Consider the following 25257-nt stretch of genomic DNA (forward strand, 5'->3'; position numbering starts at 1 on the left):
CCGGAAAGGAGCACGCCATGGACGCCTCTCATGCCACCGCCGGCCACGCGGTCTTCGAAACCGTGCTCGGCTTCATGGGCATCGCCTGGAGCGATGCCGGACTGACCCGGCTCTGCCTGCCGCAGCGCAATCGCGACGCGGTCGAGCGCCGGCTGCTACGCCATGCCGCCGCCGAGCAGCCTGCGAAGCCCGAACCGCAATGGGTTGCCGAGCTGATCGCGTCGATCAAGGCCTACGCCGCCGGCAAGGACGTCGATTTCTCCAACGTGCCGGTCGATCTCAGCGGCGTCGACGAGTTCCGCCTGGCGATCTATGACGCGGCACGAAAACTCGCCTTCGGCGAAACCACCACCTATGGCGAACTGGCCAAACGGGCCGGCCATGCCGGGCTGGCGCGTGAGACGGGCGCCGCACTCGGCGCCAACCCGGTGCCGCTGGTCATCCCCTGTCACCGCATCCTTGCCGCCGGCGGCAAGATCGGCGGCTTTTCCGCCCCCGGCGGCTCGGCTACCAAGGAAAAGATGCTGGCAATGGAAGGCGTGCGCGTCGGCCCGCCGCCGCCGGCGCAGGTGTCGTTCGGGTTTTAGGTGTGCTGATATTCAGGCGAGGCCGGCACCCGGCGCACCATTTCGTCCCACTCTAATCCGGAAGCAGGCGCCGGCGAAAACGCCGGTCGATCTCCACCCGCTTGCATTTGTAGACGGTGCATGAATTCGTATCGGCGCTCGGCACCGAGGCCCGCGCCCTGACCTCGCCGATGTCGCAGAATTGCTGGCTCCGCACGTAGCGGTCGTAGAGCGCCAGCCCCGGCACGCGCGCCGATCTGTAGCGCAGGATGACCGCACCCTCGCGCGCTATCGTCGCCTGCACCTTACCGCAGCTCATACGGGTCGGGTCGTAGCGCGAGACCGCCTGCGCCTCGGCGGCCACCAGCGTCAGGCACGCGGCAAGCAGAACGATTTTCATGGCCCCTCTCCCCAAAACCCGGTCGCGCCCGAAGCCGGCGCGATCCTCCCGGGTCAGGCGCGCAGCGACGACGCTCTCACGCGATTGGGGCGGCCATTGGGCAGCGTTGCCGCGGCGCCATTTCCGCCCCATCTTGTTTTTTGCGCGAAAGCATATTATATGCCGTCCATTGATATTTCGGCCGATCGATCCGGGCCTCGCGATCTTCGCGTTTGCTGACGTTCTATCTCCAAAATCTCGATACAAACCGGCTGGGTTTCGGTCCAGTCAAACTAAAGCAAACGTAAAGGACTATCGAAATGGCAACAGGTACGGTCAAGTGGTTTAATTCCACCAAGGGTTTCGGCTTCATTCAGCCTGACAGCGGCGGCGCGGACGTTTTCGTTCACATCTCCGCAGTCGAGCGTGCTGGACTGTCGACCCTGGTTGAAGGCCAGAAGATCAACTTCGAGATCGAGCAGGACCGCCGCACTGGCAAGTCGTCCGCTGGATCTCTGAGCAAGGCAGCCTGATTTTGCGAATGGCGCGCGCCGGGCGGTAGCCCGGGGCGCGCGGCAAGTCACGGATGTACTGGCGGTCGCGCGAGAAGCGCGCCGGAGCGGAAGACCCCGACAAGCCGAAGCAGCAGATTGCTGCCGGCCCGGCCAAAACGCTCCCGATCAGGCTACCAAGCATGGGAAGGCGGGATTTTGTCCCGCCTTTTTGCTGTCTGGATTTTAAACGCCGACAATTGGCGAAACCGGCGATACAGCTCCTTCTCCCCGTCTCTATACGGGGAGAAGTGCCCGGCAGGGCGATGAGGGGCAGCGCGACGCATCAGGACTGCCCTTCGCCAGGCCAAGCACGACATCACAACAAAGGCTGGCGCGGCCCCTCATCTGGCTGCCGCCATCTTCTCCCCGTACAGTGACGGGGAGAAGGACGCTTTCGCCGAAGCTTTCGCCAATTGTCAACGTTGCTCAGCAAAGTCGGCGAGTTGCACTCAACCCACCCACTCCAGCGGCACATGCCCCGGGTCGGCCTCGACCCTTTTCAGCCAGGCGGCCACCGCCGGATAGGCGTCGAGTTGGAAGCCACCCGTCTCGGCCGTGTGCGTATAGGCATAGAGCGCAATGTCCGCGACGCTCAGCACATCGCCGGCGAAGAAGCTGCTCCCGGCCAGGTGCTTGTTCATGACGCCGAGCGCCTTGTTGCCGCGCTCCAGCGTCACCGCCAGCCGCTCCGGCGTCGCATCCTTGGCTCTTTCAGGGAAGGTCAGCAGCGCCCTGCGCACGGCGATATAAGGCTCGTGGCTGTATTGCTCGAAGAACAGCCACTGATAGGCCAGCGCGCGTTCGTATTTGTCCGCCGGCAGAAACCGCGTGCCTTCGGCGAGATAGAGCAGGATGGCGTTGGATTCGGCCAGCCGGCGGCCGTCGTCGAGTTCGAGCAGCGGCACCATGGCGTTCGGATTTTTCGCGACATAGTCGGGTTTGCGCGTGTCGCCGGTATGCGAGCTGACCTCGACATTGGTGAAAGCGATGCCGAGCTTGGCCATCAACAGGCGCGGCTTGTAGCAATTGCCGCTGTCGATCATTCCATAGAGTATCATCGGTGCTCCCCCTTGCTCGCAACCACCCGTCTCAGGGCTTGATCCAGCGTCTATCGCGGCAGCGGCGGCTTCATCCAGTGATTTGTTTTGGCGTAACCATCAGCGCCGCTGATGCATTCATCCGAACAAGGGGATGACGTTGTTATCCCTGCCAAGCAGCCTGTCGATCGACAGAGGCTCCTCGTCGAACAGCGTACCGGCCAGCGCCGGCCGGGCAAGGTAAAAGCCCTGCAGCAGGTCGACGCCGCCATCCAGCGCGACGCGCAGATGCGTGGCGTTCTCGACGCCTTCGACCAGCACCTTGGCGCCACGGTCGTGCAGCGTCGAAACCAGCGGCCGGAAAAACCGCTCGGCGGCGGCATGGCGGCAGAATTCTGCGAACCAGGTGCCGTCGATCTTGACGATGTCGGGCTGCACCAGCGCTACCCTTTCTTCGGTCGAATGCCCGGTGCCGAAATCGTCGATGGCGATGCGGACGCCGTCGCGCCGCATCTCGCGCGCCAGGCTGACAAGCACCTTGTCGCCGGCCGCCTGCTCGGTAATCTCGCAGACCAGCATGCCGGGATGCAGGCCGAAATCCGTCAGATGCCTGGTCATCAGCCTGATTTCGGCCAGCGCCCGTGCGGGGTCATCGTTGATCAGCGGATTGTAGTTGAAGAAGAGGTCGAGCCCGTCGACGCCGATGTTGCGGAAGTTGCGCAAATGCAGCACCCGGCACATGGTTTCGACAAACAGCCGATCCGCTGCCGGCACGCCTTTGAAGAAGATTTGCGGTGCCACCGGCCTGCCTGCACGATGCGGCTCGATCAGTCCCTCGACCGCGACGGCGGCGAGAAACCTGCCGCGCGGCGCGAAGACCGGCTGGTAGGCGCTCCTCAGCCGGAATGCGCCGTAGACGCCATATTCAATGCCGACCTCGTCGGCAAAGATCGCTTCGCCGACCTTGCGCCGCATGTCGGCCCGCCCGGTCACGATGCCACCCTGCGGCCAAAGGCCCGCATCGGCCGCCGCGATGGCGAAACGGCCGCGGGAACTTTGTCCTTATCGGGCGACACCGCTGATGCTTGCCCGGCCTTGTCGAAGACGTGAAAGCTGGTCGGTGCAAGCTCCGGGCGTGCCAGCACGAAGCCTTGCACCATCGAGGCGCCCGACTTTTCGGCGAGCTCGAGCTGCCAGCCCGTCTCGATGCCCTCGAATACCGTACGGATGCCTTGCTCTTCGAAGCTTGTCACCATAGCGGTCAGCAAGGCGAAGCCGGCACCGGACTCCATCAGCGTCATGATCCAGTCGGCGTCGAACTTGACGATGTCTGGCCTGAGTTCCTTGATGCGATTGATGTCGGATTCGTCCGCGCCGTAATCGTCGACGGCAATGCGTAAACCATTGCCCCTGAGCGCCTCGACGAAATTGTAGAGCGTTTCCTGCGACGCCGATTTCTGCTCGGTGACCTCGCAGACGACGCGGCGCGGATCGATGTCGGCCTCGTGCAGCACCAGCCGCATGTCGCGCAGCGCCTTGTCGGCGATGCTGCGGTCGGTGAACACCGATGGATCGAAATTGATGAAGATGGAGGCGTCTCGCGGCAGGCAGGCGCCGGCGTTCAGAAGGTGCAGCGTCCGTGTCAGCGCCTCGATATGCAGGCGGTCGACCGCCGGGCAGCTGTTGAAGAAACTCATTGGCGGCTGCGGCTCGCCTTCGCGGAACGGCCGGATCAGCCCCTCGAACGCGACGACGGAAAGCTTGCCCTTGTTGAAGGCGAAGATCGGCTGGAACGCGCTTTGCAGCGTATAGACCCCCCAGACACCGCTGGCGGTGCCGTCATCATGGCGGATGATATGGGCAAGCCCGATGCTGCGTGTCACGGTTCCTCGCTGTGCGAGACTGGCGGACCGGCCACGGTCCTGCCGTTCAAGCTTTTACCGATCGTTGATGAATTTATTGTTGCCAGCATTGCGCGCTGGCTCATTCGACAATGCCTGCGCTGGGCTTGCGCTTGGCAAGACGATGCGACATGAGAGGCGCCGCGGCGCCTTCGCCGCGCCGGTCCTTTCTGGAGATATTTCTCATGGCCTTTCTTGCCGACGTCCTTTCCCGCGTAAAGCCTTCCGCGACCATCGCGGTGACGCAGAAGGCTCGCGAGCTGAAAAACGCTGGCCGCGACGTGATCGGGCTGGGCGCCGGCGAGCCGGACTTCGACACCCCCGACAACATCAAGCACGCCGCGATCGAGGCGATCCGCCGCGGTGAGACGAAATATCCGCCGGTATCCGGCATTGTGCCGCTGCGCGATGCGATCGCAAAAAAATTCAAGCGCGAGAACAATCTCGACTACCGGCCGGAGCAGACCATCGTCGGCACCGGCGGCAAGCAGATCCTGTTCAACGCCTTCATGGCGACGCTGAACCCCGGCGACGAGGTGATCATCCCGCGCCCCTATTGGGTCAGTTATCCCGAAATGGTGGCGATCTGCGGCGGCACCTCGGCCTTTGCCGACACCTCCATCGACAACGGCTTCAAGCTGACGGCGGCCGTGCTGGAAAAGGCGATCACGCCGCGCACCAAATGGCTGTTGATGAACTCGCCGTCGAACCCCTCGGGCGCAGCCTACACCGAAGCGGAACTCAAGAGCCTGGCCGACGTGCTGTTGAAGCACCCGCATGTCTGGGTGCTGACCGACGACATGTACGAGCACCTGACTTATGGCGACTTCGTCTTCAAGACCATCGCCGAGGTCGAGCCTAAGCTCTATGAGCGCACGTTGACGATGAACGGCGTGTCGAAGGCCTATGCCATGACCGGCTGGCGCATCGGCTACGCGGCAGGCCCGGTGCCGCTGATCAAGGCGATGGACATGATCCAGGGCCAGCAGACCTCCGGCGCCTGCACCATCGCCCAATGGGCGGCGGTCGAAGCGCTGAACGGCCCGCAGGATTTCATCCCGAAGAACAAGGCGATCTTCCAGGGCCGGCGCGATCTCGTCGTCTCGATGCTCAACCAGGCGCGCGGCATCACCTGTCCGTCGCCGGAGGGTGCGTTCTACGTCTATCCCTCCTGTGCCCAGCTGATCGGCAGGAAGACCAAGAGCGGCAAGGTGATCGACAGCGACGAAACCTTCTGCTCGGAACTGCTCGAGGCCGAGGGCGTGGCGGTTGTTTTCGGCTCGGCCTTTGGCCTCGGCCCGAACTTCCGCATCTCCTACGCCACGTCGGAGGCTCTGCTCGAAGAGGCCTGCACGCGCATCCAGCGCTTTACCGCCGCGCTGGTCTGAGACGTTTCAGCCGCCATACTGCTCGTCGTTCACCTTCTCCAGCCAATCGACATGCACACCCTCGAGCGCCTCCTGCATGGCGATGTGGGTCATCGCCGATTTGGGCGCGGCGCCGTGCCAGTGCTTTTCGCCGGCCGCAAAGGAGATGACGTCGCCGGCCCTGATCTCCTGCAGCGGCCCGCCCCAGCTTTGCACGAGACCGGCACCGGATGTGACATAGAGCGTCTGGCCGAGCGGATGCGTGTGCCAGTGGGTGCGAGCGCCGGGCTCGAAGCTGACCAGCGTGGCTCTGAGCCGCGCCGGCGCCTCTTTCTCGATGATCGGCGTCTGCAAAACCCGGCCAGTGAAGTATTTTTCCGGCGCAACAATCGTCGGCACGCTGCCGCAGGCAATAATCTTCATCGTCGCAAGTCCTCGATTCAATCCAGTGTCTTAGACCCTACCACTTTCGTCCGATGCCGGCTGCATCTCCTGCCGGCTGCGGGCAAAACGCGGCCAGAACAGACCGGTCCGCGTGCGGTAAGCGTCGTAGGCATCGGCCAACCTTGTCCGCGAAAATTTTCGCTCTTCGTCCAAGGCTGCGATCACGTAGATCGTAACGATGCCGGCGACCGGAACCACCGCCCAGACCGACCAGGTCGCGATACCCCATCCGATCCAGAAGATGATGTAGGACGTGTAGAACGGATGCCGGACATGGAGATAAGGGCCTTCGGTCACCAGGCTGTCGGGATTGTCAGGATCGAATGCGAACCGCAGCCGCGCCTTGCGGGAGACCGAGATCGCCCACCAGAACAGCGCCGAGCTTGCCAGTTCGATGGCGAGCCCGCCGATCTTCGCCGCCACCGGCTGCCGCTCGATCCACAGCAGCGCAAGAAAGAACAGCGCCGTGCCGACCACGACGGCCGAAATGATCATCGCGCCTTGAGACATGGTCTGCGACTGGAAATGCGCGCGCATCGACCAGGCATATTGCCCGAGCGTCGCGATGCTGCTGATCGAGAGGAGAAGGTCGAGCGTGGATTCCATCATCAGGGTCCCGGGGTTAGCTGTGGTGGATTCGTTCATCATACCCGGCGCAAGCCGAGAAATCATTTCTTAACCACCGTTCTAAACAACATGGTGACCTCGGCATGCGATGTTGACCTGGAGACAATCCCAAGGTCCAAACCAGATATGGCCGTTTCCCACCGCACGATCCGCACGCCGCAAGCGGATTTGCGCCTCAGCCAGTCGTCGGGACCCGGCATCCCGCTTGTCCTGATCCACGGCTCGGGCAGTTCGCGCGCCGTATTCGCCCGTCAGTTCGACAGCCCGTTGGCCGCTGCCCATCGGTTGATTGCTTTCGACCTGCCCGGCCATGGCGAATCGTCGGACGCCCGCGATCCGGCGACGGACTACACCATCGCCGGCCTTGCCCAATCGGCGGCTCAGCTCCTCGATGTTTTGGGGATCGGCCGCGCCGTCGTCTTCGGCTGGTCGCTTGGCGGGCACGTGGCAATCGAACTCGCAAGTTTTCACCGCGCCGTCGGCGGGCTGATGCTGACCGGCGCGCCGCCGGTATCGAAGGGTCCTTTCGGCATGCTGCGCGGCTTCCACGCGCATTGGGACATGCTGCTGGCGTCCAAAAAGACGTATTCCGAACGCGATGCCGAGCGCTTCGAGACGCTGTGTTTCGGCGACACCGCCGATCCGTCCTTTCGCCAAGCCATCCTGCGCACCGACGGCCGGCTGCGCGCCGCGGTGACGCGCGGCATGCTCACCGGCAAGGGCGCCGACCAGAGACAGGTGGTCGAGCAAGCCGCGTTTCCGGTCGCTATCGTCAATGGCGAGAACGATCCGTTCGTCCGGCTCGGCTATTTTGAGACGCTCGCCTACGGCTCGCTGTGGGAGCATTGCCACATCGTCTCCGGCGCCGGGCATGCGCCTTTCTGGGAGCGGGCGGACCTGTTCAATCCGCTGCTCGCGCGCTTTGCCGAGACGGTGGCGGTGCAGCGCGTGGACGCACCCCCGCTGGCGTCGCGCCTGACCGGCACCGGCTGAACCGGCCCCAACTTCAAATCCCTTCAACTTCAAATCTCTTGCCCTCCCGGCCTGCCCGTGGGACGATGCCCTTTGGGTAGGTGGCAAATTGAAAAAAGCCTCGCCCGCGACGGCCGACAGGCCGGCCGCCGCTCACAGGGAAACGCCTGAGTGGAGGTCAGCCATGGGTACTCGCGCCGGAGGACGACGCACGGGACCGAAATGCATTGCCATAGTCGGTCCCTTCGCAAGCGGTAAGACGACACTTCTCGAAGCCATACTCGCCCGTACAGGCGCCATTCCCCGCCAGAATCCCGTTTCGTCCGGAAATACCGTTTCCGATCATTCGCCCGAGGCGCGCGCTCACGGCATGAGCGTCGAGGCGACCTTCGCCACCACCGATTTCATGGGCGAGCCGTTCACCTTCGTCGATTGTCCCGGCTCCATCGAATTCTCCTTCGAAGCCGAGCCGGTGCTGGCCGCCTGCGACGTCGCCGTGGTCGTTGCCGAGGCCGACGAGAAGAAGATCCCTGCCCTGCAGCTGATCATGCGCAAGCTCGACGATCTCGGCGTGCCGCGCATGCTGTTCCTGAACAAGGTCGACAAGGCGATAGCAGGTGTGCGCGACACGCTGAAGATGCTGCAGCCGGCAAGCTCGGTGCCATTGCTGCTGCGCCAGATCCCGCTGCGCAAGGACGGCGTCGTCATCGGCTCGATCGACCTCGCTCTGGAGCGTGCCTACATCTACCGCGAATATGCCGAGAGCGAGGTCGCCCAGATCCCGAGCGACGACAAGGCGCGCGAGCTCGAGGCGCGCTTTTCCATGCTGGAGACGCTCGCCGACCATGACGACCGCCTGATGGAGCAATTGCTGGACGAGATCGAACCGCCGAAGGATGCGATCTTCGACGATCTTGCCGCCGACCTGCGCGACGGCATGGTGACGCCGGTGCTGATCGGCACCGCCGAGAAGGGCAATGGCGTGCTGCGCCTGTTGAAGGCGATCCGTCACGACGCACCCGACATCGAGGCGACGCGCCAGCGCCTCGGCGCTCCCGACGGCAATGCCACCGTGGTCCAGGTGATGAAGACCATCCACACCGCGCATGGCGGCAAGCTGTCGGTGTCGCGCATCCTGTCCGGCCAGGTCGCCGACGCCGCCGAGCTGTTCCTTTCCAATGGCGAAACGGCAAAGGTCTCCGGCATCTACAAGATGCTCGGCAAGGACCAGGTCAAGCTGACTTCGGCCAAGGCCGGCGACACGGTGGCGCTCGGCAAGCTGGACGCCGTCAGGACCGGCCAGACGCTGAGCTCGACCAAGGGCGGCATCCAGCCGCTGGTCACGCTGGCGCCGCCGCAACCGGTCTTCGCCTTCGCGCTGCGGCCGAAAGAGCGCAAGGACGAGGTCAAGATGTCGGCGGCCATCCAGCGCCTGGCCGAGGAAGATCCCTCACTCAACCTGCATCACAACCAGGATTCGGCCGAAACCGTGCTGTCCGGCCATGGCGAGATGCATCTGCGCGTCGTGCGCGAGCGGCTGGAAGGCAAGAACCAGATCCCGGTCGAAGGCCATGTGCCGGCCGTGCCCTACCGCGAGACGATCCGCAAAGCGACGCAGCAGCGCGGCCGCCACAAGAAACAATCAGGCGGCCACGGCCAGTTCGGCGACGTCGTGATTGAGATCAAACCGCTGCCGCGCGGGTCAGGCTTCCAGTTCACCGATACGATCACCGGCGGCGTCGTGCCAAAGACCTACATCCAGTCGGTCGAGACCGGCGTGCGTGACTACCTGAAGTCCGGGCCGCTCGGCTTCCCGGTCGTCGATGTTGCCGTCAACCTTTCCGACGGCTCCTACCATGCGGTCGATTCCTCCGACATGGCCTTCCAGATGGCAGCGAAGCTGGCGATGAAGGAAGGCATGGCCGCGTGCTCGCCGGTGCTGCTCGAGCCGGTGATGAAGGTCGAGATCGTCACGCCGTCCGACGCGACGTCGAAGATCATTGCGCTGATCCCGCAGCGGCGCGGCCAGATCCTCGGCTACGACGCGCGGCCCGACTGGCCCGGATGGGACGTCGTCGAGGCGACCATGCCGCAAGCCGAGATCGGCGACCTCATCATCGAGCTGCGCTCGGCCACGGCGGGTGTCGCCAGCTACCGGGCCGTCTTCGACCACATGGCCGAACTCACCGGCCGGTTGGCCGACGAAGCGCTGACCGACATCGGCCAGGCCGCCTCTGCGGCTTTTGCGCCCCAACCGCACACGGCCCCGGTATCAGCCGGCGGCCGTTTCTTGCGGACCGTCTTCGTGGGAGGCGAAACGGCAGGTCCGCCGCATGCTTGCCGCCGGTGCCTGGCGGCGGAGGAAGGTTCGGACGCGGTAGCTGCCTGAGCCCGGGTCGTCCGAGTGATGCCCCCATCCCCCGGACGAGCCACACCGCGTCCTGTGCTCTGCTTAATCGATTTGGCGCGCCCGCGGCATGTTACCCGAGGTTACATGTCACTGTTACGCGACCGTTCCGGCCGATTTTCTGGCGATGTGTTGGTTTCGGGCAACAAAAAAGCCGGATCAATGAAGACCCGGCTGAGTTTGATTGGAAGTGCCTGTTAAGGCTAACCTCCAGAGGGGAACACTCGAGAGCGCTAATGGGAGGAGAACGCGCTCAGGAGATGAGCTATTTATGTGCTCTTCATGCCCAAGAAACAAGCATCTATTTTGCAACACTCACATGCAAAAAGGCGCCGGCTGTGGTCTAATCCGTCCCGAAGCGCAATAGGACCAGTTGAATCGCTGAAATACAGCCTGCGGCAAGGCAAAAATCGATCCGCGGCCGCGAATCAGCAGCGATTCCTGCTCGGAAAGTCGAAAAACGCAGGATGACGTGGAATCGTGCAGCACGCGTTTGTTTTTTCGGCAGCCAGACCTTGCTGGTGCATGCCGCCCAAAAGCCCGCCATCGAGCTTGACCTGAGGGTGCAGCGGTTTGGGTTACATGCCGGACAAGACCTGAAGCGCGTTGCAGGAGACCGTTCAAGGCCGCGCCCGTAAGGAGAGCTATATGCGAGCCACTTCGGCGATCGCCGGCAGCGTCATCTTCCTTGCTGTAGCGCCCGGCGTGGTCGCCGGACTGTTGCCTTGGCTGCTGACCGATCGCTATCGCCTGCCCTGGTCGAGACTGCCCGGTTTCGTTCCTGTGGGCTGGCTGCTGGTTGTCGCCGGCACAGCCATACTGCTGCACGCCTTTGCCCGGTTTGCCCTGGAGGGCCTGGGTACCCCCGCCCCGGTCGCGCCGACCGAAAGGCTGGTCGTCGGCGGCATCTACCGCCATGTCCGCAATCCGATGTACGTCGCCGTGCTGTCGATCGTCCTCGGCCAGGCACTGCTGTTTTCGAGCTGGACGGTCGCCGCCTATCTAGTCATCGCCGCGGCCGCCATGATCTCCTTCGTGAGACTATATGAGGAACCGACGCTTGCCCGCCGCTACGGCGACGAATACGAGGCCTACCGCCGTGCCGTACCAGGCTGGCTGCCCCGCCTGACACCTTGGCGCGGCTGAAGCAGGCTCCAACGCTACGTCACCACGGCAGCGGGCCGTCCTCGTTCGAGAACGTGCCCGTCGGACCGCTAGCGTCGAGAAGTGCGAGGCGCACGGGCTCCCGCGCGGCCTGTTCGACGGTGCGCGGACCTTCGAAGTTGTTCAGCTCCGTCGCGGTGTAGCCCGGGCACGCAGCGTTGACCTTGATGCCGGTCTCCTCGAGCTCGATGGCGAAGGCGAGCGTCATCGCGTTGACGGCCGTCTTCGACGGGTTGTAAACGGCGCCAAACGAAGTGCGGTACGGAAAGGCCGGATCCGCGTTCAATGTCAGCGAGCCGGCGCCGCTCGATACGTTGACGATACGCGCCGCCGGCGCCTCACGAAGGAGCCGCAGCATCGCTTGCGTGACGGCGACGATGCCAAACACGTTCGTCTCGAACACCGCGCGTACGTCGTCGAGGGAGGCAACGCTCGGGCGGCCCGAGTTGATGATCTCCTCGAACGACGTGCCGGGCTTTCCCGCGTGGGAGATGCCCGCATTGTTCACCAGCACATCGAGGCGGCCGATTTCGATGCGGATGCGCTCTGCCGCGGCGGCGATCGAGGCCTGGTCGGTGACGTCGAGCTGCAGGGCGTGGGCATCCCCTCCAATGCTCTTTGCGGCTGCCTCCGCATGCTCGAGCCTGCGCGATCCTAAGAGCACGGTAAGGCCGTTCGCCGCGAGGTCCTTGGCGATCTGAAGACCGATGCCCTTGTTGGCCCCGGTGACCAGGGCGACGGGTTTGTCCTGCATGGTAATCTCCTTTTGTGCACCGATGTGTGGCCAACACCGCCTTGCCGTGCTAGATACAAGTCAAGCGGAACCACGTTCCACATATATCCGGAACAATGTTCCGTTTGCAAGAGGTAATTTGATGGGCGAAAAAACGCCGAACGGCAAAACGGATCAAGGCGATGGTCTGGAACCCCGCGACCGCGCGGATCGGCACGTGCGCGCCGACGCACGGCGCAACATCGACGCGTTGCTCCGGGCGGCCATGGCGGTGTTCGCGACCTCCGGCGTGGAGGCTCCGGTGCGAGAGATCGCGGAAAAGGCTGGCGTCGGCGTCGGCACCGTCTACCGCCATTTTCCACAGCGCTCGGACCTGATCGTGGCCGTCTTCCGCAACGAGGTTGACGCCTGTGCGGACGCCGCGCCGATCCTGGCCGGAAAGCATGAGCCCGGTGAAGCGCTGGCCCTGTGGATGCAGCGCTATGTGGATTTCATCACGGCAAAACGCGGCCTCGCGGCAGCCCTGTACTCAGGCAATCCGGCCTTCGACACTTTGCCTGCCTATTTCAACCAACGACTCCGGCCCGCGCTTCAAACATTGCTGGAGGCGGCGGCCGCGGCCGGCGAGGTGCGCGCCGATATCGAGCCGGGCGACCTGTTGGGGGCGGCCGCCAGCCTTGCCATGCCGGCACATGGCGGCGGCCCTGCCCAGGCGCGGCGCATGGTTGCCCTGCTGGTCGACGGTTTGCGCTACGGCGCCAGCACGCTGGCGGATACGCGTTCCTAAAGCGCGTTGCGTTCGACCGATCTCATGCGACGCGCTTTAGGTTCTTGTTTGATGCATGTCGTTATCGCAAAACCGCTGCACACTTTTGCGCGACATGCATTAAATCAGAACGACCAGCTGCGCGCCTTGGCGATGATGAAATCGCGGAAGACATGCAGCTTCGCCTGGTTCTTCATCGCGTCGGGATAGGCGAAATAGGTATCGAAGGACGGCACTTCGGTCTCGGGCAGCAACTGCACCAGCCCGGAATCCTTGCTGACCACGTAATCGGGCAGCATGGCGATGCCGGCGCCGCCCTGCACCGCCCGCTTGATCGACAATATGTCGTTGATCTGCAGCGTCGGCACCCTTTGCCCGCCTTCGAAATCGCCGACCGTTTCCAGCCAGTTCAGTTCCGACAGATGCGCCGGCACCGGCACGCCGAAGGTGACGATGCGATGGGTTTTCAGCTCGGCGATCGAATTCGGCTTGCCGTATTTGTTTACATAGGATGGCGCCGCGTAGAGATGAAAATGCACGGTGAACAGGCGGCGCTGGATGAGGTCGGGCTGCTGCGGCTGGCGCAGCCGGATGGCGCAGTCGGCCTGGCGCATCGTGAGATCGAGCTCCTCATTGGCCAGGATGAGCTGCAGGCTGACCTCGGGATAGAGCTCGATGAATTCCTGCACGCGCTCGGTCAGCCAGCCGGCGCCGAGGCCGACCGTGGTCGTCACCCTGAGCACGCCGGAGGGCCGGTCCTTGGTTTCGGTCAGTCGCGACTTGATGGTTTCGAGCTTCATCAGCACGTCGTGCGCCGTGCGGAACAGCATCTCGCCCTGCTCGGTCAGCACCAGGCCGCGGGCGTGGCGATTGAACAGCGGCACGCCGACGTCATGCTCGAGCGCGCTGACCTGCCGCGAGATCGCCGATTGCGACAAATGCAGTGTCTCGGCGGCATGGGTGAACGACCCCGCTTCCGCCGCGGCGTGAAACACGCGTAGCTTGTCCCAATCCAACGCCATGATTTCCCCTCGTCCTGTTTTCTGGCGTCCGCCTGTTTTCGGCGTCTGAATGAAAAATCAGGCTTTTGCGCGGCTTTTCTCAGCCGCTTATCGAACAATCACTCCGCCGCTTCGCGGTGAACCTCGATCCCCGCCAGATATTTTTCCGCCTCGAGCGCGGCCATGCAGCCGAGCCCGGCCGCCGTCACCGCCTGGCGGTAGATGTCGTCGGTCACGTCGCCGGCGGCGAACACGCCCGGCATGTCGGTGCGGGTCGAATCCGGCGCCGTCCACAGATAGCCGTTCGGCTTCTGCTTCAGCTTGCCGGCAAACAGCTCGACCGCCGGCGCGTGGCCGATCGCCACGAACACGCCGTCGACCACCAGATGCATCTCCTGCCCGGTCACCACGTTGCGCAGCTTCAGCCCTTCGACCGAAGGCGGCAGCGGCGCCTTGCCGGGCCTGCCGGTGATCTCGTCGATCACCGTGTCCCAGATGACGCGGATATTATCTTTCCGCAGCAGCCGCTCGCGCAGGATGCGCTCGGCGCGGAAATCGCTGCGCCTGTGGATGACGGTGACGCTCTTGGCCAGGTTGGAGAGATAGAGCGCTTCCTCCACCGCCGAATTGCCGCCGCCGATCACCGCGACATCCTTGCCGCGATAGAAGAAGCCGTCGCAGGTGGCGCAGGCCGAAACGCCAAATCCCATGAAGGTGTGTTCGCTCGGGATGCCCAGCCATTTCGCCTGCGCGCCGGTGGCGATGATCAGCGCGTCGGCGGTATAGATCGTGCCGGTATCGCCCTTGGCGCGGAACGGCCGCACGTTGAGGTCGACTTCGGTGATGATGTCGTTGACGATATCGGTGCCGACATGCTCGGCCTGCCTGAGCATTTCGCTCATTAGCCATGGACCCTGGATCGGTTCGGCGAAGCCCGGATAGTTTTCGACATCGGTGGTGATCATCAGTTGCCCGCCCTGCTGCAGGCCGGCGACCAGCATCGGCTTGAGCATGGCGCGGGCGGCATAGATCGCCGCCGTATAGCCGGCGGGGCCGGAGCCGATGATGAGAACAGGCGCGTGCTTGGTGATCATGAAAAACCTCTGCGGGGAGCAGCCATGGATTGTGGCATGAACTCTCGTCGATTGTTGCGCGTAATGTAAGTGTTGCCTGCGACGCCAGCAAGGCAAGTTGCCGTTCGTCCCCGGAAAGCTTCGGCGCCGGCGACGGCGACAAGCAACCCGCAGCAAGATGATGCGAAAATCCTCGATCCAGCGGATGGAATAGACAGCAAAGTCGTTTAATTACAAAGTCGCGAAAGATTCTTTCGCGTCACCACGGAAGCCACCATGCCGATCAAGGCCGATCTCGATGCCATCGACTGGAAGATCCTGCGCGAGCTTCAGCAGGACGGACGCATGACCAATGTCGAACTGTCGAGCCGCGTCGGCATTTCGGCGCCGCCGTGCCTGCGCCGCGTCAGGCGGCTGGAAGAGGCCGGCATCATCCGCGGCTACCGCGCTTTGCTCAACGCTCCGGCGCTCGGCCTCGACGTCGTCGCCTTCTGCCTGATCGGCCTGCATCACCAGGCCGACGCCGAACTCAAGACCTTCGCCGAGCGCACCCGCGGCTGGCCGATCGTGCGCGATGCCTGGATGGTGTCCGGCGAGTCCGACTTCCTGCTGCATTGCGTGGCGAGCGATCTCGGCACCTTCCAGACCTTCGTCATCGAGGAACTGGCCTCGGCCTCCAATGTCGACACGGTGCGAACCGCGCTGACCATCCGCCGGGTCAAAGACGAAGGGCTGGTGGCGTTTTCGGCTTAAGAGAGCAGGTAAAGCGGCTGCGAAACAAAAACCCGGAAACAAAAAACCCGCCTCGGCGGGCGGGATCGTCGGTGGAAATCATCACCATACCCAAATTAGTAGCATAGCTGCCGGCACAAAGCAAGAACAAAATGTGGCTATGCGTCAAATAATAATCACTACAGGCTAGCGCTGCCCCTCACCCTTACCCTCTCCCGTGAAGGACGGGGAGAGGGGTCGCCAGCGTTGCGGCTAGTCCCTTCTCCCCGTTGACATTTGATGGCCTCTACCCGGCCTGGCGCAATCACCCTGCGTCGCAGAGGCGCGTTTCGACCATTTCGCACAAATGGTGGTAGAGGCACAAATGCCCCTGCTGGATGATCGGCGTCGAGGTCGAGGGTACGTTGAGCAGGATGTCGGATAGCGGCTTCAGCTTGCCGCCGGTGTCGCCGGTCAGGCTGATCACCGTCATGCCCATCATGCGCGCCTGTTGGGCGGCGGCGAGGATGCTTGGCGAATTGCCGCTGGTCGAGATGGCGAGCAGCACGGCGCCCGCCGAACCATGCGCCTCGACCTGGCGCGCAAACACCGTGTCGAAGCCGTAATCATTGCCCCAGGCGGTCAGCACCGCCGCGTTGGCCGGCAGCGCGATGACGTTGTAGGCCTTGCGCTCCCTGAGGAAGCGGCCGACCAGCTCGCCGGCGATGTGGATGGCGTCGCTGGCCGAGCCGCCATTGCCGGCTATCAGCAGCGCCTTGCCCTGCGAAAGCGCGGCGACGACGGCGCTGACCGCCCGCTCCATCTCGCTGGTCAGGTCGCGCTCGACCATCGCCGAAATCGCGGCCGCCGAGCGGGCCAGGTAATCGTTCAGTTCGGACATGAAACCCTCAGTTCCCGGCGCGCAATCTGCCGATAGTGCCGGTCGTGCTCTTGCCGGCGACGAGGTCGACCAGCACGACGCGCCCGCCGGCCTTCTGCACGACATCGGCGCCAACCACCTGATCGACCGTATAGTCGGCGCCCTTGACCAGTATGTCGGGGCTCAGCGCCTCGATCAGCGAAAGCGGCGTATCCTCCTCGAAGATGACGACGGCGTCGACCGAGGCAAGTGCTGCCAGCACGCAGGCCCGGTCATGCTGGTCGTTGACCGGGCGCCCCGGCCCTTTCAGCCGGCGCACCGAGGCATCGCTGTTGAGGCCGAGCACCAGCCGGTCGCACTGGCTGCGCGCCGCATGCAACAGGCTGACATGGCCGGCATGCAGGATATCGAAACAGCCATTGGTGAAGCCGACGCTCAAGCCCTCGTCTTTCCAGCCCGCCACCAGCCGCGCGGCGGCGGCGGCATCGAGGATCGCATCCAAGTGGGCGACCGGACCATGCGAGCGAAACAGCGCACCGGTGAGTTCCTCGATCGTCAGCCGCGCCGTGCCGCGCTTGCCGACGACAACACCGCCGGCGGCGTTGGCGATCGATCCGGCCATGACACGATCCGCCCCTGCTGCAAGAGCCAGCGCGAAGGTCGCGATCACCGTGTCGCCGGCGCCCGAAACGTCGAACACTTCGCGCGCCTGCGTGGCGATATGGCGGGCGTCGTCCGCACCGATGACGCTCATGCCCTTTTCGCTGCGCGTCGCGACGACGAAATCGAAACCGTGCGCCGAAATCAGCTGGCGTGCCGCCGCCTCGATTTCGTCGTCGGCAAACACTGCGCGGCCGACCGCCTCGCCGAGTTCCTTGCGGTTGGGCGTGATTGCCGTCGCGCCGGCATAACGCGCATAGTCGCGGCCCTTAGGGTCGACCAGCACCGGCTTGCCCGCTTCCCGACAGATCGAGATCAGCTCGCCGGCGACGCCGTCGAGCAGCACGCCCTTGCCATAGTCGGACAGGATGACGATGTCGGCGCGTGCCAGCGCTTCGCGAAAATGCTCGACCAATGTCGCGCGCTCGGCATCGCCCAGCGGCTTGATTTCCTCTTCGTCGAAACGCAGCACCTGCTGGTTGAGCGCGCTGAATCGGCTTTTGGACGACGTCATGCGATCGGCATCCTGCGCCAGCCCGCCGGTGTCGACGCGAAATTCGCCGAGCATGCGCATGAGGTTCTTGCCGGCCTCGTCAGCGCCGATCACCGAGACCGGTATCACGGCAGCGCCGAGCGAAACGATGTTGGCGACGACATTGCCGGCGCCGCCCATCGCCAGCGTTTCGCCGCGCCCGTGCAGCACGGGGATCGGCGCTTCCGGCGAAATGCGCTCGATCACGCCGTTGACGAAACGGTCGAGGATGAAATCGCCGACCACCAGCACGGTGGCGCCGCCGAAGCGCGAGATGGCGCGGTGAAGAGGTTCGGGAGAGGGCAGCTTGATCATGTCAACGCGTGGGAGGGCCGATTTTCGGTGACGGGAAATTCGATTGGCAGGGCCGGCCGTTCATGGCGATGCCGATATACCGCAATTTCAGCCGACGCAACGGCAGGCCTTCGACCGATCGCCGCGGCGAGACAGTGCGTCAGCTTTTCTGCAGCGCGACATGCACGCCCAGCCCAACAAGCATCGTACCGCCGGCGCGCCGCATCAGGCGCTGCGCCCGGCTCGACTGCCGCAGCCTGGCGATCACCGCGCCGGCCAGCACCACGCAAACAATGTCGGCCGACGAGAACATCAAATTGACGATCGTTCCAAGCACGACGAACTGCAGCCAGACCGGAAACGCTGCCGAGGCATCGATGAATTGCGGCAGGAACGCCATGAAGAAAATCGCCGTTTTCGGGTTGAGCACCTCGACGGCAACGCTCTCGAAAAACGCGCGGCGGGCGGATTTCGGCTGAATTCCCGGCAAGACAACGTCGCCTTGCGCCTTGGCGCGAAACAAAGAAACACCGAGCCAGATCAGATACAGCGCACCGACCAGCTTGACCGCCATGTAAAGCACCGGCACGGCATGGAAAAGCACCGACAGGCCGACGGCGGCGGCGAAGACATGAACGTAACCGCCGAGATGGATGCCGAGCGCCGCCATCAGCCCGGACCAGCGGCCGCGCGCCATGGTTTGCGCGGCGGCATAGAGCATGGCGGGACCGGGGATATAGGCGAAGATCGCCGTGGTGGCGAAAAAGGCGACAAGCAGTTCGGTTGACGGCATTACCTTGCTCCTGTCACGCTTCGCCGGTGGTCACCGACTGAAGCGAGAGCTTTGCGGCGGCACTGTGGCGCTCATCCGGCCGCCCCGCCACCTGCTTTGTCGACAGCCCGGCCCGCCTCCCCTATAAGGCCAGAATCCCACAAGGGCTACAACCGGCACAAGGTACCAGAGGCTTTCATGATCATCGTCACGGGCGGCGCCGGCATGATCGGTTCCAACATCGTCGCCGCGCTCAACGCCGACGGTTTCAGCGACATCCTCGTCGTCGACGACCTCACCGACGGCCACAAGATCGCCAACCTCGCCGATCTCGAGATCGCCGATTATCTCGACAAGGACGATTTTCTGGCGCGGATGGAGGCCGGCGACCTCGGCCGCATCGAGGCGGTTTTCCACCAGGGTGCCTGCTCGACCACCACCGAATGGAACGGCAAGTTCATGATGGAGGTCAACTACACCTATTCGAAGCGCCTGCTGCACGCCTGCCTGGCCCTGCGCGTGCCGTTTCTCTATGCCTCCTCCGCTTCCGTCTATGGCGGCGGCGCCGAATTCCGCGAGGAGCCGCAATACGAACGCCCGCTCAACGTCTATGCCTATTCGAAAAAGCTGTTCGACGACTATGTCCGCCGCACTGTCTTCGATACCGACCACTCGCCGGTGGCGGGCCTGCGTTATTTCAACGTCTACGGACCGCGCGAGGCGCATAAGGGCGCCATGGCCTCGGTCGCCTTCCATCTGTTCAACCAGGTCGAGCAAGGCCAGAACCCGAAGCTGTTCGGCGCCTATGGTGGTTTCGGGCCCGGCGAGCAGAGCCGCGACTTCATCCATGTCGGCGATGTCGCCGACGTCAATCTGTGGCTGTGGAAACGCGGCTCGAGCGGCATCTTCAACTGCGGCACAGGCAAGGCTCAGCCGTTCCGCGCCATTGCCGAAACGGTGATCGATACGCTCGGCCAAGGCCAGATCGAGTTCATCGAGTTTCCCGACCACCTCAAGGGCAGCTACCAGAGCTTTACGCAAGCTGATATGTCCCGCTTGCGCGCAGCCGGTTACAATGGCCAGTTCCGCACAGTGGAAACCGGCGTCAGAGACTATGTCGAATGGCTGAAAGCCCAACGATCCTCGTGATCGGCCCACGCTGGGTGGGCGACATGGTGATGGCGCAGTGCCTGTTCCAGGCGCTGAGGGAGCTTCATCCGAACGCCGCCATCGACGTGCTGGCGCCGGCCTGGGCAGCACCGCTGGTCAAGCGCATGCCCGAAATCCGCCAGCAGATCGACCTGCCGCTGCAATCCGGCGCGTTCGAATTCCGCGTCCGAAGGCGCTTCGGCCGCCTGCTGCGCGGCCGCTACGACATGGCCTTTGTCCTGCCGGGAAGCTGGAAGTCGGCGCTGATCCCGTTCTTTGCCGGCATTCCGCGCCGTGTCGGCCATCTCAAGGAAATGCGCTACGGGCTACTGACCGACATCGTGCCCTTGCCCGATCGCCTGAAACGGCGCACCGCGCAGGCCTATTTCAGCCTTGCCCGTGGTGGCGCCTTCCAGGCGCCGAAGCTCGCCGTCGATCAAGCCAGCCAGGCGGCACTGCTCAGCCGTTTCGGGCTGACAGCGGGGAAATTCGTGGCAGTCATGCCCGGCGCAGAATTCGGCCCGGCCAAGCGCTGGCCGAGCGAACACTATGCCGGCCTTGCCCGTGAGATGATGGCGAAAGGGTTTGGCGTCGCGCTGTTCGGGTCGAAGAACGACGCTGGGGTGACGGCTGAAATCGCCGCGATGGCTCCGGGCGCCGTCGATCTTGCCGGCCAGACGCGGCTCGAGGATGCCATCGACCTGATCGCGGCGGCGAGGCTCGCCGTCTCCAACGACAGCGGGCTGATGCATGTCGCCGCCGCCGTCGGCACGCCGGTAGTCGCCGTCTACGGCTCGACCTCGCCGCAGAACACGCCGCCGCTCGCCGAGCGCCGCGAACTGGTCTGGCTCGGCCTGTCCTGTTCGCCCTGCCACAAAAAAATCTGCCCGCTCGGTCATCTCAACTGCCTGAAGACGCTGGAGGTCGAACGCGTCGTGGCGGCGGCGGAGCGGCTGCTGGAAATGCCGGCCGCCGCATGAAGGTGCTGATCGTCAAGACATCGTCCATGGGCGACGTCATCCACACCTTCCCGGCGATCGAGGACGCGCGCCGCGCTCGGCCGGATATCTCCTTCGACTGGTGTGTCGAAGAGGCATTTGCCGGGATCGTGGCGCTGCATCCAGCCATCCAAACCATCCACAGCGTGGCGATCCGGCGCTGGCGCAGGAAGCTGCTCGAGCCCGGCACATGGCGGGAAGTGGTCGGCTTGCGCCGCGCCTTGCGCGCGTCCCGCTACGACCTCGTCCTCGATGCGCAAGGCTTGCTGAAATCGGCGCTGGTGGCGCGGCTGGCGGCAGCACCGATCGCCGGCTTCGATCGGTCGAGCGCTCGGGAGCCGTCGGCGACCTTGTTCTACGACCACCGGTATCCCGTGCCGCGCGGCCTGCACGCCATCGAGCGCACGAGACGCCTGTTCGGCCTGGCGCTCGGCTACGAGCCGGATTTTTCCCGGCTTGACTCCGGCATAGCGCCGCCGGCCGCAAGATCGACTTTTGTCGGCGAAAAGACCGCCTTCCTGCTGCACGGCACCAGCCGCGAGGACAAGAAATGGCCGGTCGCGGACTGGATCGAAACCGCTCGCCTGCTGGTGAACATGGGAATGACGCCAGTCACCACCTGGTCGAACGACCGGGAACAGGCGGTTGCCGAGGCGATCGCCCGCGCCATTTCACAAACCGTGGTGGTTCCCAGGTCGCCGCTAGCCGAGATCGCCGCCGTTATCGGCGGCTCGGCGCTGGTCATCGGCGCCGACACCGGCCTGACCCATCTCGCCAGCGCTTTCGGCCTGCCGACGGTGGCGATATTCCTCGCTACCGAGCCTGGCCTGACCGGCCCGCGCGGGCCATTCTCATCGACGCTGCTGGCCAGGCCCGGCCACAGCGTCACGCCGCCGGAGGTGATGGCGGAAGCCGAAAGGCTTGTGGAGCGCCAGACGCTTGGTCAGGCCGGTAGCCGCTGATTTGCTCAATCAATTCAATCGGAAAGGTCAGCGCTGCCCCTTCCCTTCTCCCCCTGTGGGAGAAGGTGGATTGGCGCGCAGCGCCAAGACGGATGAGGGGTGTTGGACGGAGTGCGGAGGGAGCCAAGCTGGAACACCCCTCATCCGACCTCGCTTCGCGAGGCCACCTTCTCCCACAAGGGGAGAAGGCAGAGCAGCGCCAATCCCCTAGATAAATTGCACCTGGACGATCTCGTAGCCCCTGGCGCCGCCCGGTGCGTTGACCTCGATGGCATCGCCGACTTCCTTGCCGATCAGGGCGCGCGCGATCGGCGAGGAGATCGAGATGCGGCCGGACTTCACGTCGGCTTCCTGGTCGCCGACGATCTGGTAGGTCTTTTTCTCCTCGGTATCCTCGTCGACCAGCACCACGGTGGCGCCGAACTTGACCTTGTCGCCGCTGAGCTTGGTGACGTCGATCACCTCGGCCCGCGCGATCAGGTCCTCGAGTTCGTTGACCCGGCCCTCATTGAGGCTCTGTGCCTCTTTTGCCGCGTGATATTCGGCATTTTCGGAGAGGTCGCCATGCGAGCGCGCTTCGGAAATCGCCTCGATGATACGCGGCCGCTCCTGTTGCTGGCGCCAGCGCAGTTCTTCCTTCAATGACGCGAACCCCTCGCCTGTCATCGGGACCTTGTTCATAATGCCTGACCTTTCCTGCCGCCGCCCCCGCAATCGGGAGCGACCTTGTCGATGGTACAAAAAGAAAACGGTCCGGCAGCCTCGGGCTAACGGAACCGTGTCACCACAATTTCGCAAGATATAGCAATCTTCGCGGGTTTTTCACGTCCAAAAAGTCGGTTTTTGAAAAATCATCCACCGATTGCGCGGCTGACCCCACGTCAAGCGGGGGTTTCCAAGATCGTATCGTGTACCGTGATGCCAAATCTCGGTTGTGGCCAACATGTGCAGCACAGCAAAAAACCGGCTGCGATCGCTCACAGCCGGTTATGAGGAGCGTTCCGGAGGATCAGCTCCTCATGAAATGATCGATCTGCTCCGACAGCATGCCGTATTCGCGAGACCCCTTGCCCGTGCGCTTCTCGATCTCGCGGAGCTGTTCCTGGGCGCCGGCAAGATCGCCGATCTGCAGGTGCGCCTCGCCGAGATATTCGCGCACCAGCGTGTAATTCGGGTCGATGCGCAGCGCTTCCTCGTAATAGCCGAGGCCGACGGTGACGCGTCCGGAATGGCGGTGCGAATAGCCGAGATAGTTGAGGATGCGCGGATCCTGCTTGTTGGCGGCGAGGCTGAGCACGGCGATCGCCTCGTCGTAGCGTCCATCCATCGCCAGCGCGCGACCGGCATCGTAGATGCTGTCGTCGTCCAGCATGCCTTGCTTCGGCGAGACGCATTTCTTCTGTTTCTTGTCCCACGCCTCCCCCTTCTTGCACTGGGACTGGCCGCCGCCGCCGCCATTGCCGCCGCCGCCGCCACCACCACCTCCCCCGCCTTCACCAGCCGAAAACGCCGGAGCCGCAATCAGCGGCAGGGCGGCGATGGCCATGGCGTAAATCAGCAATCGTCTGCGCATCGAATTCTCCTTTGAACCTGACAATGCAACACTAACGCCGGCCCAACGCCGTTTCGTCCCGGAAAATGTCATCCTATCTCAAAACCGCGATCTCTCCCAGCAAGGCCATCTTATCCGGGAAGAGAGGGCATCGGAAATCATGCTTCACGATCAACGCCGCCGCGCAAGATAATGTGACGAGCGCTGCAAATCCGCTATCATCGGGCCGACCGAGCACGAAGCAGGGAGACGGCCGGTGCAGCAACGCGTTGAACGAGACTGGGAGCTTTCGATCGGTCCCGACACCGTGCGCCTGTTCATCCTGAAGGCGAAGGCGCTCAGCGCCGCCGTCAACGAAGACTATGCCGACGGCGCCGAGCACGAGGTAGAGCTCGACGGCAACGCGCACGACAACCACCATCATGACGGCCTTGCCGAGGAAAGCTCCGAAGATCTCACCGAAGAAGAACTGCGCGAGCTGATCGACGATCTCAATGTCGACGAAGCGGCCGAACTGATTGCGTTGGCCTGGGTCGGCCGCGGCGACTATGACGCGACGGAATGGACGGACGCGCTGTCCGCCGCCCGCGAGCGCGCCAACAAGCGCACGGCAAAATATCTGCTCGGCATGCCGCTGCTGGCGGACTGGCTCGAGGAAGGCTTGGAAGCGATCGGCGCGTGACGGCGCGGTTACCGATTGTGATCGGCCGCCCCCCTCGCTCAAGGCAACTTCCCTGCATTCTGGCCGTTGCGACGTAATGGCGGCGTTTGGCTTTTTCAGATTGGGCAGATTGCTGCTGGCCGTTGCGGCTACGCCGCTGGCGGGACCCGTTTTAGCCAAGGCACCCGACCTACCGCAAACTGCACCAGTTCCGCAGCTCAACCAGCAAGTCACTCCGCCGCCACCAACCGAGATCCCGGTCCCCGAACCGCGCCCGGAGGATGCTCCGGAGCCGCCGGCGATTGCACCGCAGCCGCCCGAAAAGCCGGCACGGGCTGAGCCGCCGGCAGGCCCACCAGGCGCGCCACCAAACCCGGCCGAGGCAGACGAGAAGGCGGAGCAAAAAATCCTTCCTGATCCTCGATCGGCCGCCATTGCCGGGAGAGAAATGCCGGCCGAGGAATTGGCCTGCCGCAGGCGGCTGAAGTCGATGGGCGTCGATTTCGAGGAGCGCAAGCCAGAGCATGATACGTCAGTCGGTTGCTCGATCCCCTACCCGATCGCGCTGAAGACGCTCGGCAAATCCATCGCCATCGGCCCGGAGCCCGAGCTGAATTGCCAGATGGCGGAAGCGGCCGCCCGCTTTGCTGCGTCCGTCATCCAGCCTGCCGCAAAGGCCGAGTTCGGCGCGGATATTAAATCGATCGGCCAGGCCTCCGCCTTTGTCTGCCGGTCGCGCAATGGCGGCGGCAAATTGTCGGAGCACGCCTTCGGCAACGCGCTCGACATCGCCAGCTTCAAGCTTTCGGACGGGAAGGAGATCGATGTCGGCCCGGCGCCGCCGGAAAAGGACGCGAAATTCCTGAACGCAGTGCGCAAGGCAGCCTGCGGACCGTTCAAGACCGTGCTTGGCCCCGGCAGCGACGCCGATCATTCGCAGCATCTCCACTTCGACCTCGAACCGCGCCGCAACGGTGGTACGTTTTGCCAGTGACCTTAGCCTATGGGGGCGCCGCAATTTGGCCGCAGGCGTGAACGGCGCCGCTGATTTTTCCTTTACCCTTGGCGATTAAACTCTGTGCCATCTGGGGACAG

The 25257-nt window shown here is 63.9% G+C and carries 26 protein-coding genes and 1 pseudogene; 13 read left to right on the forward strand and 14 right to left on the reverse strand.

The features are described from left to right. Positions 1–17 precede the first annotated feature (17 nt). Complete coding sequence (locus NKI17_RS18975; RefSeq protein ID WP_023678329.1) at positions 18–587, forward strand: methylated-DNA--[protein]-cysteine S-methyltransferase; 570 nt, start codon at positions 18–20, stop codon at positions 585–587. A 52-nt stretch (positions 588–639) separates the two neighbouring features. Here the strand turns inward: NKI17_RS18975 and NKI17_RS18980 are convergent, their stop codons facing one another. After that, positions 640–966: a hypothetical protein gene (locus NKI17_RS18980; RefSeq protein WP_023719370.1), complete on the reverse strand. Its 327-nt coding sequence runs from the start codon at positions 964–966 to the stop codon at positions 640–642. Positions 967–1265: 299 nt separating this feature from the next. Between NKI17_RS18980 and NKI17_RS18985 the strand changes: the two genes are divergently transcribed. Next, entirely contained in the window at positions 1266–1478 is a 213-nt protein-coding gene (locus tag NKI17_RS18985; RefSeq protein WP_023678332.1) for a cold-shock protein, read from the forward strand. Positions 1479–1948: 470 nt separating this feature from the next. On the opposite strand, the gene NKI17_RS18990 is transcribed toward NKI17_RS18985, so the two are convergent. From NKI17_RS18990 to NKI17_RS19000, 3 genes are all read right to left on the reverse strand, one after another. Continuing rightward, positions 1949–2557 (reverse strand): glutathione S-transferase family protein, encoded by a 609-nt coding sequence (locus NKI17_RS18990; RefSeq protein ID WP_352906547.1) that lies wholly within the window; start codon positions 2555–2557, stop codon positions 1949–1951. Between the two features lie 117 nt (positions 2558–2674). Continuing rightward, positions 2675–3529, reverse strand: a complete 855-nt coding sequence (locus tag NKI17_RS18995; RefSeq protein ID WP_352458413.1) for an EAL domain-containing protein — start codon at positions 3527–3529, stop codon at positions 2675–2677. Then, positions 3526–4419 (reverse strand): EAL domain-containing protein, encoded by an 894-nt coding sequence (locus NKI17_RS19000; RefSeq protein WP_352458412.1) that lies wholly within the window; start codon positions 4417–4419, stop codon positions 3526–3528. Before NKI17_RS19000 ends, NKI17_RS18995 begins: the two co-directional genes overlap by 4 nt. Positions 4420–4622: 203 nt before the next feature. Here NKI17_RS19000 and NKI17_RS19005 point away from each other — a divergent pair, with 203 nt between their 5' ends. Continuing rightward, positions 4623–5825, forward strand: a complete 1203-nt coding sequence (locus NKI17_RS19005) for a pyridoxal phosphate-dependent aminotransferase (protein ID WP_023678337.1) — start codon at positions 4623–4625, stop codon at positions 5823–5825. 6 nt (positions 5826–5831) lie between these two features. Here NKI17_RS19005 and NKI17_RS19010 read toward each other — a convergent pair whose 3' ends face one another. Both NKI17_RS19010 and NKI17_RS19015 read right to left on the reverse strand, forming a co-directional pair. Then, positions 5832–6227 (reverse strand): (R)-mandelonitrile lyase, encoded by a 396-nt coding sequence (locus tag NKI17_RS19010; RefSeq protein WP_023678338.1) that lies wholly within the window; start codon positions 6225–6227, stop codon positions 5832–5834. 30 nt (positions 6228–6257) lie between these two features. Further along, positions 6258–6857, reverse strand: coding sequence for a methyltransferase family protein (locus tag NKI17_RS19015; protein WP_084641386.1), 600 nt, complete (start codon positions 6855–6857; stop codon positions 6258–6260). 144 nt (positions 6858–7001) lie between these two features. On the opposite strand from NKI17_RS19015, the gene NKI17_RS19020 reads away from it, so the two are divergent. The 3 genes and pseudogenes from NKI17_RS19020 to NKI17_RS19030 all read left to right on the forward strand — a co-directional run bounded on the left by NKI17_RS19020 (position 7002) and on the right by NKI17_RS19030 (position 11400). After that, on the forward strand, positions 7002–7868 hold the full coding sequence (locus tag NKI17_RS19020) for an alpha/beta fold hydrolase (RefSeq protein ID WP_352567956.1): 867 nt from the start codon (positions 7002–7004) through the stop codon (positions 7866–7868). Between the two features lie 163 nt (positions 7869–8031). Then, positions 8032–10080, forward strand: a pseudogene (locus tag NKI17_RS19025) (elongation factor G); the annotation flags it as partial. 822 nt (positions 10081–10902) lie between these two features. Beyond that, a complete protein-coding gene (locus NKI17_RS19030; protein WP_023678342.1) occupies positions 10903–11400 on the forward strand; it encodes a methyltransferase family protein in 498 nt (165 codons plus the stop codon). Between the two features lie 19 nt (positions 11401–11419). Here the strand turns inward: NKI17_RS19030 and NKI17_RS19035 are convergent, their stop codons facing one another. Then, entirely contained in the window at positions 11420–12172 is a 753-nt protein-coding gene (locus tag NKI17_RS19035) for an SDR family oxidoreductase (protein WP_352458408.1), read from the reverse strand. Between the two features lie 121 nt (positions 12173–12293). On the opposite strand from NKI17_RS19035, the gene NKI17_RS19040 reads away from it, so the two are divergent. Continuing rightward, positions 12294–12938, forward strand: a complete 645-nt coding sequence (locus NKI17_RS19040) for a TetR/AcrR family transcriptional regulator (RefSeq protein WP_352458407.1) — start codon at positions 12294–12296, stop codon at positions 12936–12938. Between the two features lie 104 nt (positions 12939–13042). Here the strand turns inward: NKI17_RS19040 and NKI17_RS19045 are convergent, their stop codons facing one another. Further along, positions 13043–13939, reverse strand: coding sequence for a LysR family transcriptional regulator (locus NKI17_RS19045; protein WP_023678345.1), 897 nt, complete (start codon positions 13937–13939; stop codon positions 13043–13045). A gap of 98 nt (positions 13940–14037) precedes the next feature. Further along, entirely contained in the window at positions 14038–15012 is a 975-nt protein-coding gene (trxB, locus tag NKI17_RS19050) for a thioredoxin-disulfide reductase (protein ID WP_352644991.1), read from the reverse strand. A gap of 255 nt (positions 15013–15267) precedes the next feature. Here trxB and NKI17_RS19055 point away from each other — a divergent pair, with 255 nt between their 5' ends. Further along, positions 15268–15744: an Lrp/AsnC family transcriptional regulator gene (locus NKI17_RS19055; RefSeq protein ID WP_352644992.1), complete on the forward strand. Its 477-nt coding sequence runs from the start codon at positions 15268–15270 to the stop codon at positions 15742–15744. 283 nt (positions 15745–16027) lie between these two features. On the opposite strand, the gene NKI17_RS19060 is transcribed toward NKI17_RS19055, so the two are convergent. From NKI17_RS19060 to NKI17_RS19070, 3 genes are all read right to left on the reverse strand, one after another. Then, positions 16028–16603 (reverse strand): D-sedoheptulose-7-phosphate isomerase, encoded by a 576-nt coding sequence (locus NKI17_RS19060; RefSeq protein WP_023678348.1) that lies wholly within the window; start codon positions 16601–16603, stop codon positions 16028–16030. A 7-nt stretch (positions 16604–16610) separates the two neighbouring features. Further along, positions 16611–18089: a D-glycero-beta-D-manno-heptose-7-phosphate kinase gene (gene rfaE1, locus NKI17_RS19065; RefSeq protein WP_352906551.1), complete on the reverse strand. Its 1479-nt coding sequence runs from the start codon at positions 18087–18089 to the stop codon at positions 16611–16613. Between the two features lie 139 nt (positions 18090–18228). Beyond that, entirely contained in the window at positions 18229–18861 is a 633-nt protein-coding gene (locus NKI17_RS19070) for a LysE family translocator (RefSeq protein WP_352567962.1), read from the reverse strand. 177 nt (positions 18862–19038) lie between these two features. On the opposite strand from NKI17_RS19070, the gene rfaD reads away from it, so the two are divergent. The 3 genes from rfaD to waaC are packed head-to-tail and all read left to right on the forward strand — an operon-like array spanning position 19039 to position 21949. After that, positions 19039–19989, forward strand: coding sequence for an ADP-glyceromanno-heptose 6-epimerase (rfaD, locus tag NKI17_RS19075; RefSeq protein WP_023678351.1), 951 nt, complete (start codon positions 19039–19041; stop codon positions 19987–19989). Next, positions 19962–20969, forward strand: coding sequence for a lipopolysaccharide heptosyltransferase II (waaF, locus tag NKI17_RS19080; RefSeq protein ID WP_352690681.1), 1008 nt, complete (start codon positions 19962–19964; stop codon positions 20967–20969). The genes rfaD and waaF overlap by 28 nt, the downstream gene beginning before the upstream one ends. Next, positions 20966–21949 (forward strand): lipopolysaccharide heptosyltransferase I, encoded by a 984-nt coding sequence (gene waaC / locus NKI17_RS19085; protein ID WP_352906553.1) that lies wholly within the window; start codon positions 20966–20968, stop codon positions 21947–21949. The genes waaF and waaC overlap by 4 nt, the downstream gene beginning before the upstream one ends. A gap of 207 nt (positions 21950–22156) precedes the next feature. On the opposite strand, the gene greA is transcribed toward waaC, so the two are convergent. After that, positions 22157–22630: a transcription elongation factor GreA gene (gene greA / locus NKI17_RS19090; protein ID WP_023719113.1), complete on the reverse strand. Its 474-nt coding sequence runs from the start codon at positions 22628–22630 to the stop codon at positions 22157–22159. Positions 22631–22958: 328 nt separating this feature from the next. Further along, a complete protein-coding gene (locus tag NKI17_RS19095) occupies positions 22959–23522 on the reverse strand; it encodes a tetratricopeptide repeat protein (protein ID WP_352637193.1) in 564 nt (187 codons plus the stop codon). A gap of 235 nt (positions 23523–23757) precedes the next feature. Between NKI17_RS19095 and NKI17_RS19100 the strand changes: the two genes are divergently transcribed. Together NKI17_RS19100 and NKI17_RS19105 are read left to right on the forward strand one after the other, a co-directional pair. After that, on the forward strand, positions 23758–24183 hold the full coding sequence (locus NKI17_RS19100; protein ID WP_023678354.1) for a DUF3775 domain-containing protein: 426 nt from the start codon (positions 23758–23760) through the stop codon (positions 24181–24183). Positions 24184–24283: 100 nt separating this feature from the next. Then, the gene (locus NKI17_RS19105; protein ID WP_502894547.1) at positions 24284–25156 is read left to right on the forward strand and encodes an extensin-like domain-containing protein; all 873 of its coding nucleotides are present in this window, start codon (positions 24284–24286) and stop codon (positions 25154–25156) included. Positions 25157–25257: the final 101 nt, after the last annotated feature.

Source organism: Mesorhizobium sp. M0816 (assembly GCF_040320005.1).
Classification (GTDB): domain Bacteria; phylum Pseudomonadota; class Alphaproteobacteria; order Rhizobiales; family Rhizobiaceae; genus Mesorhizobium.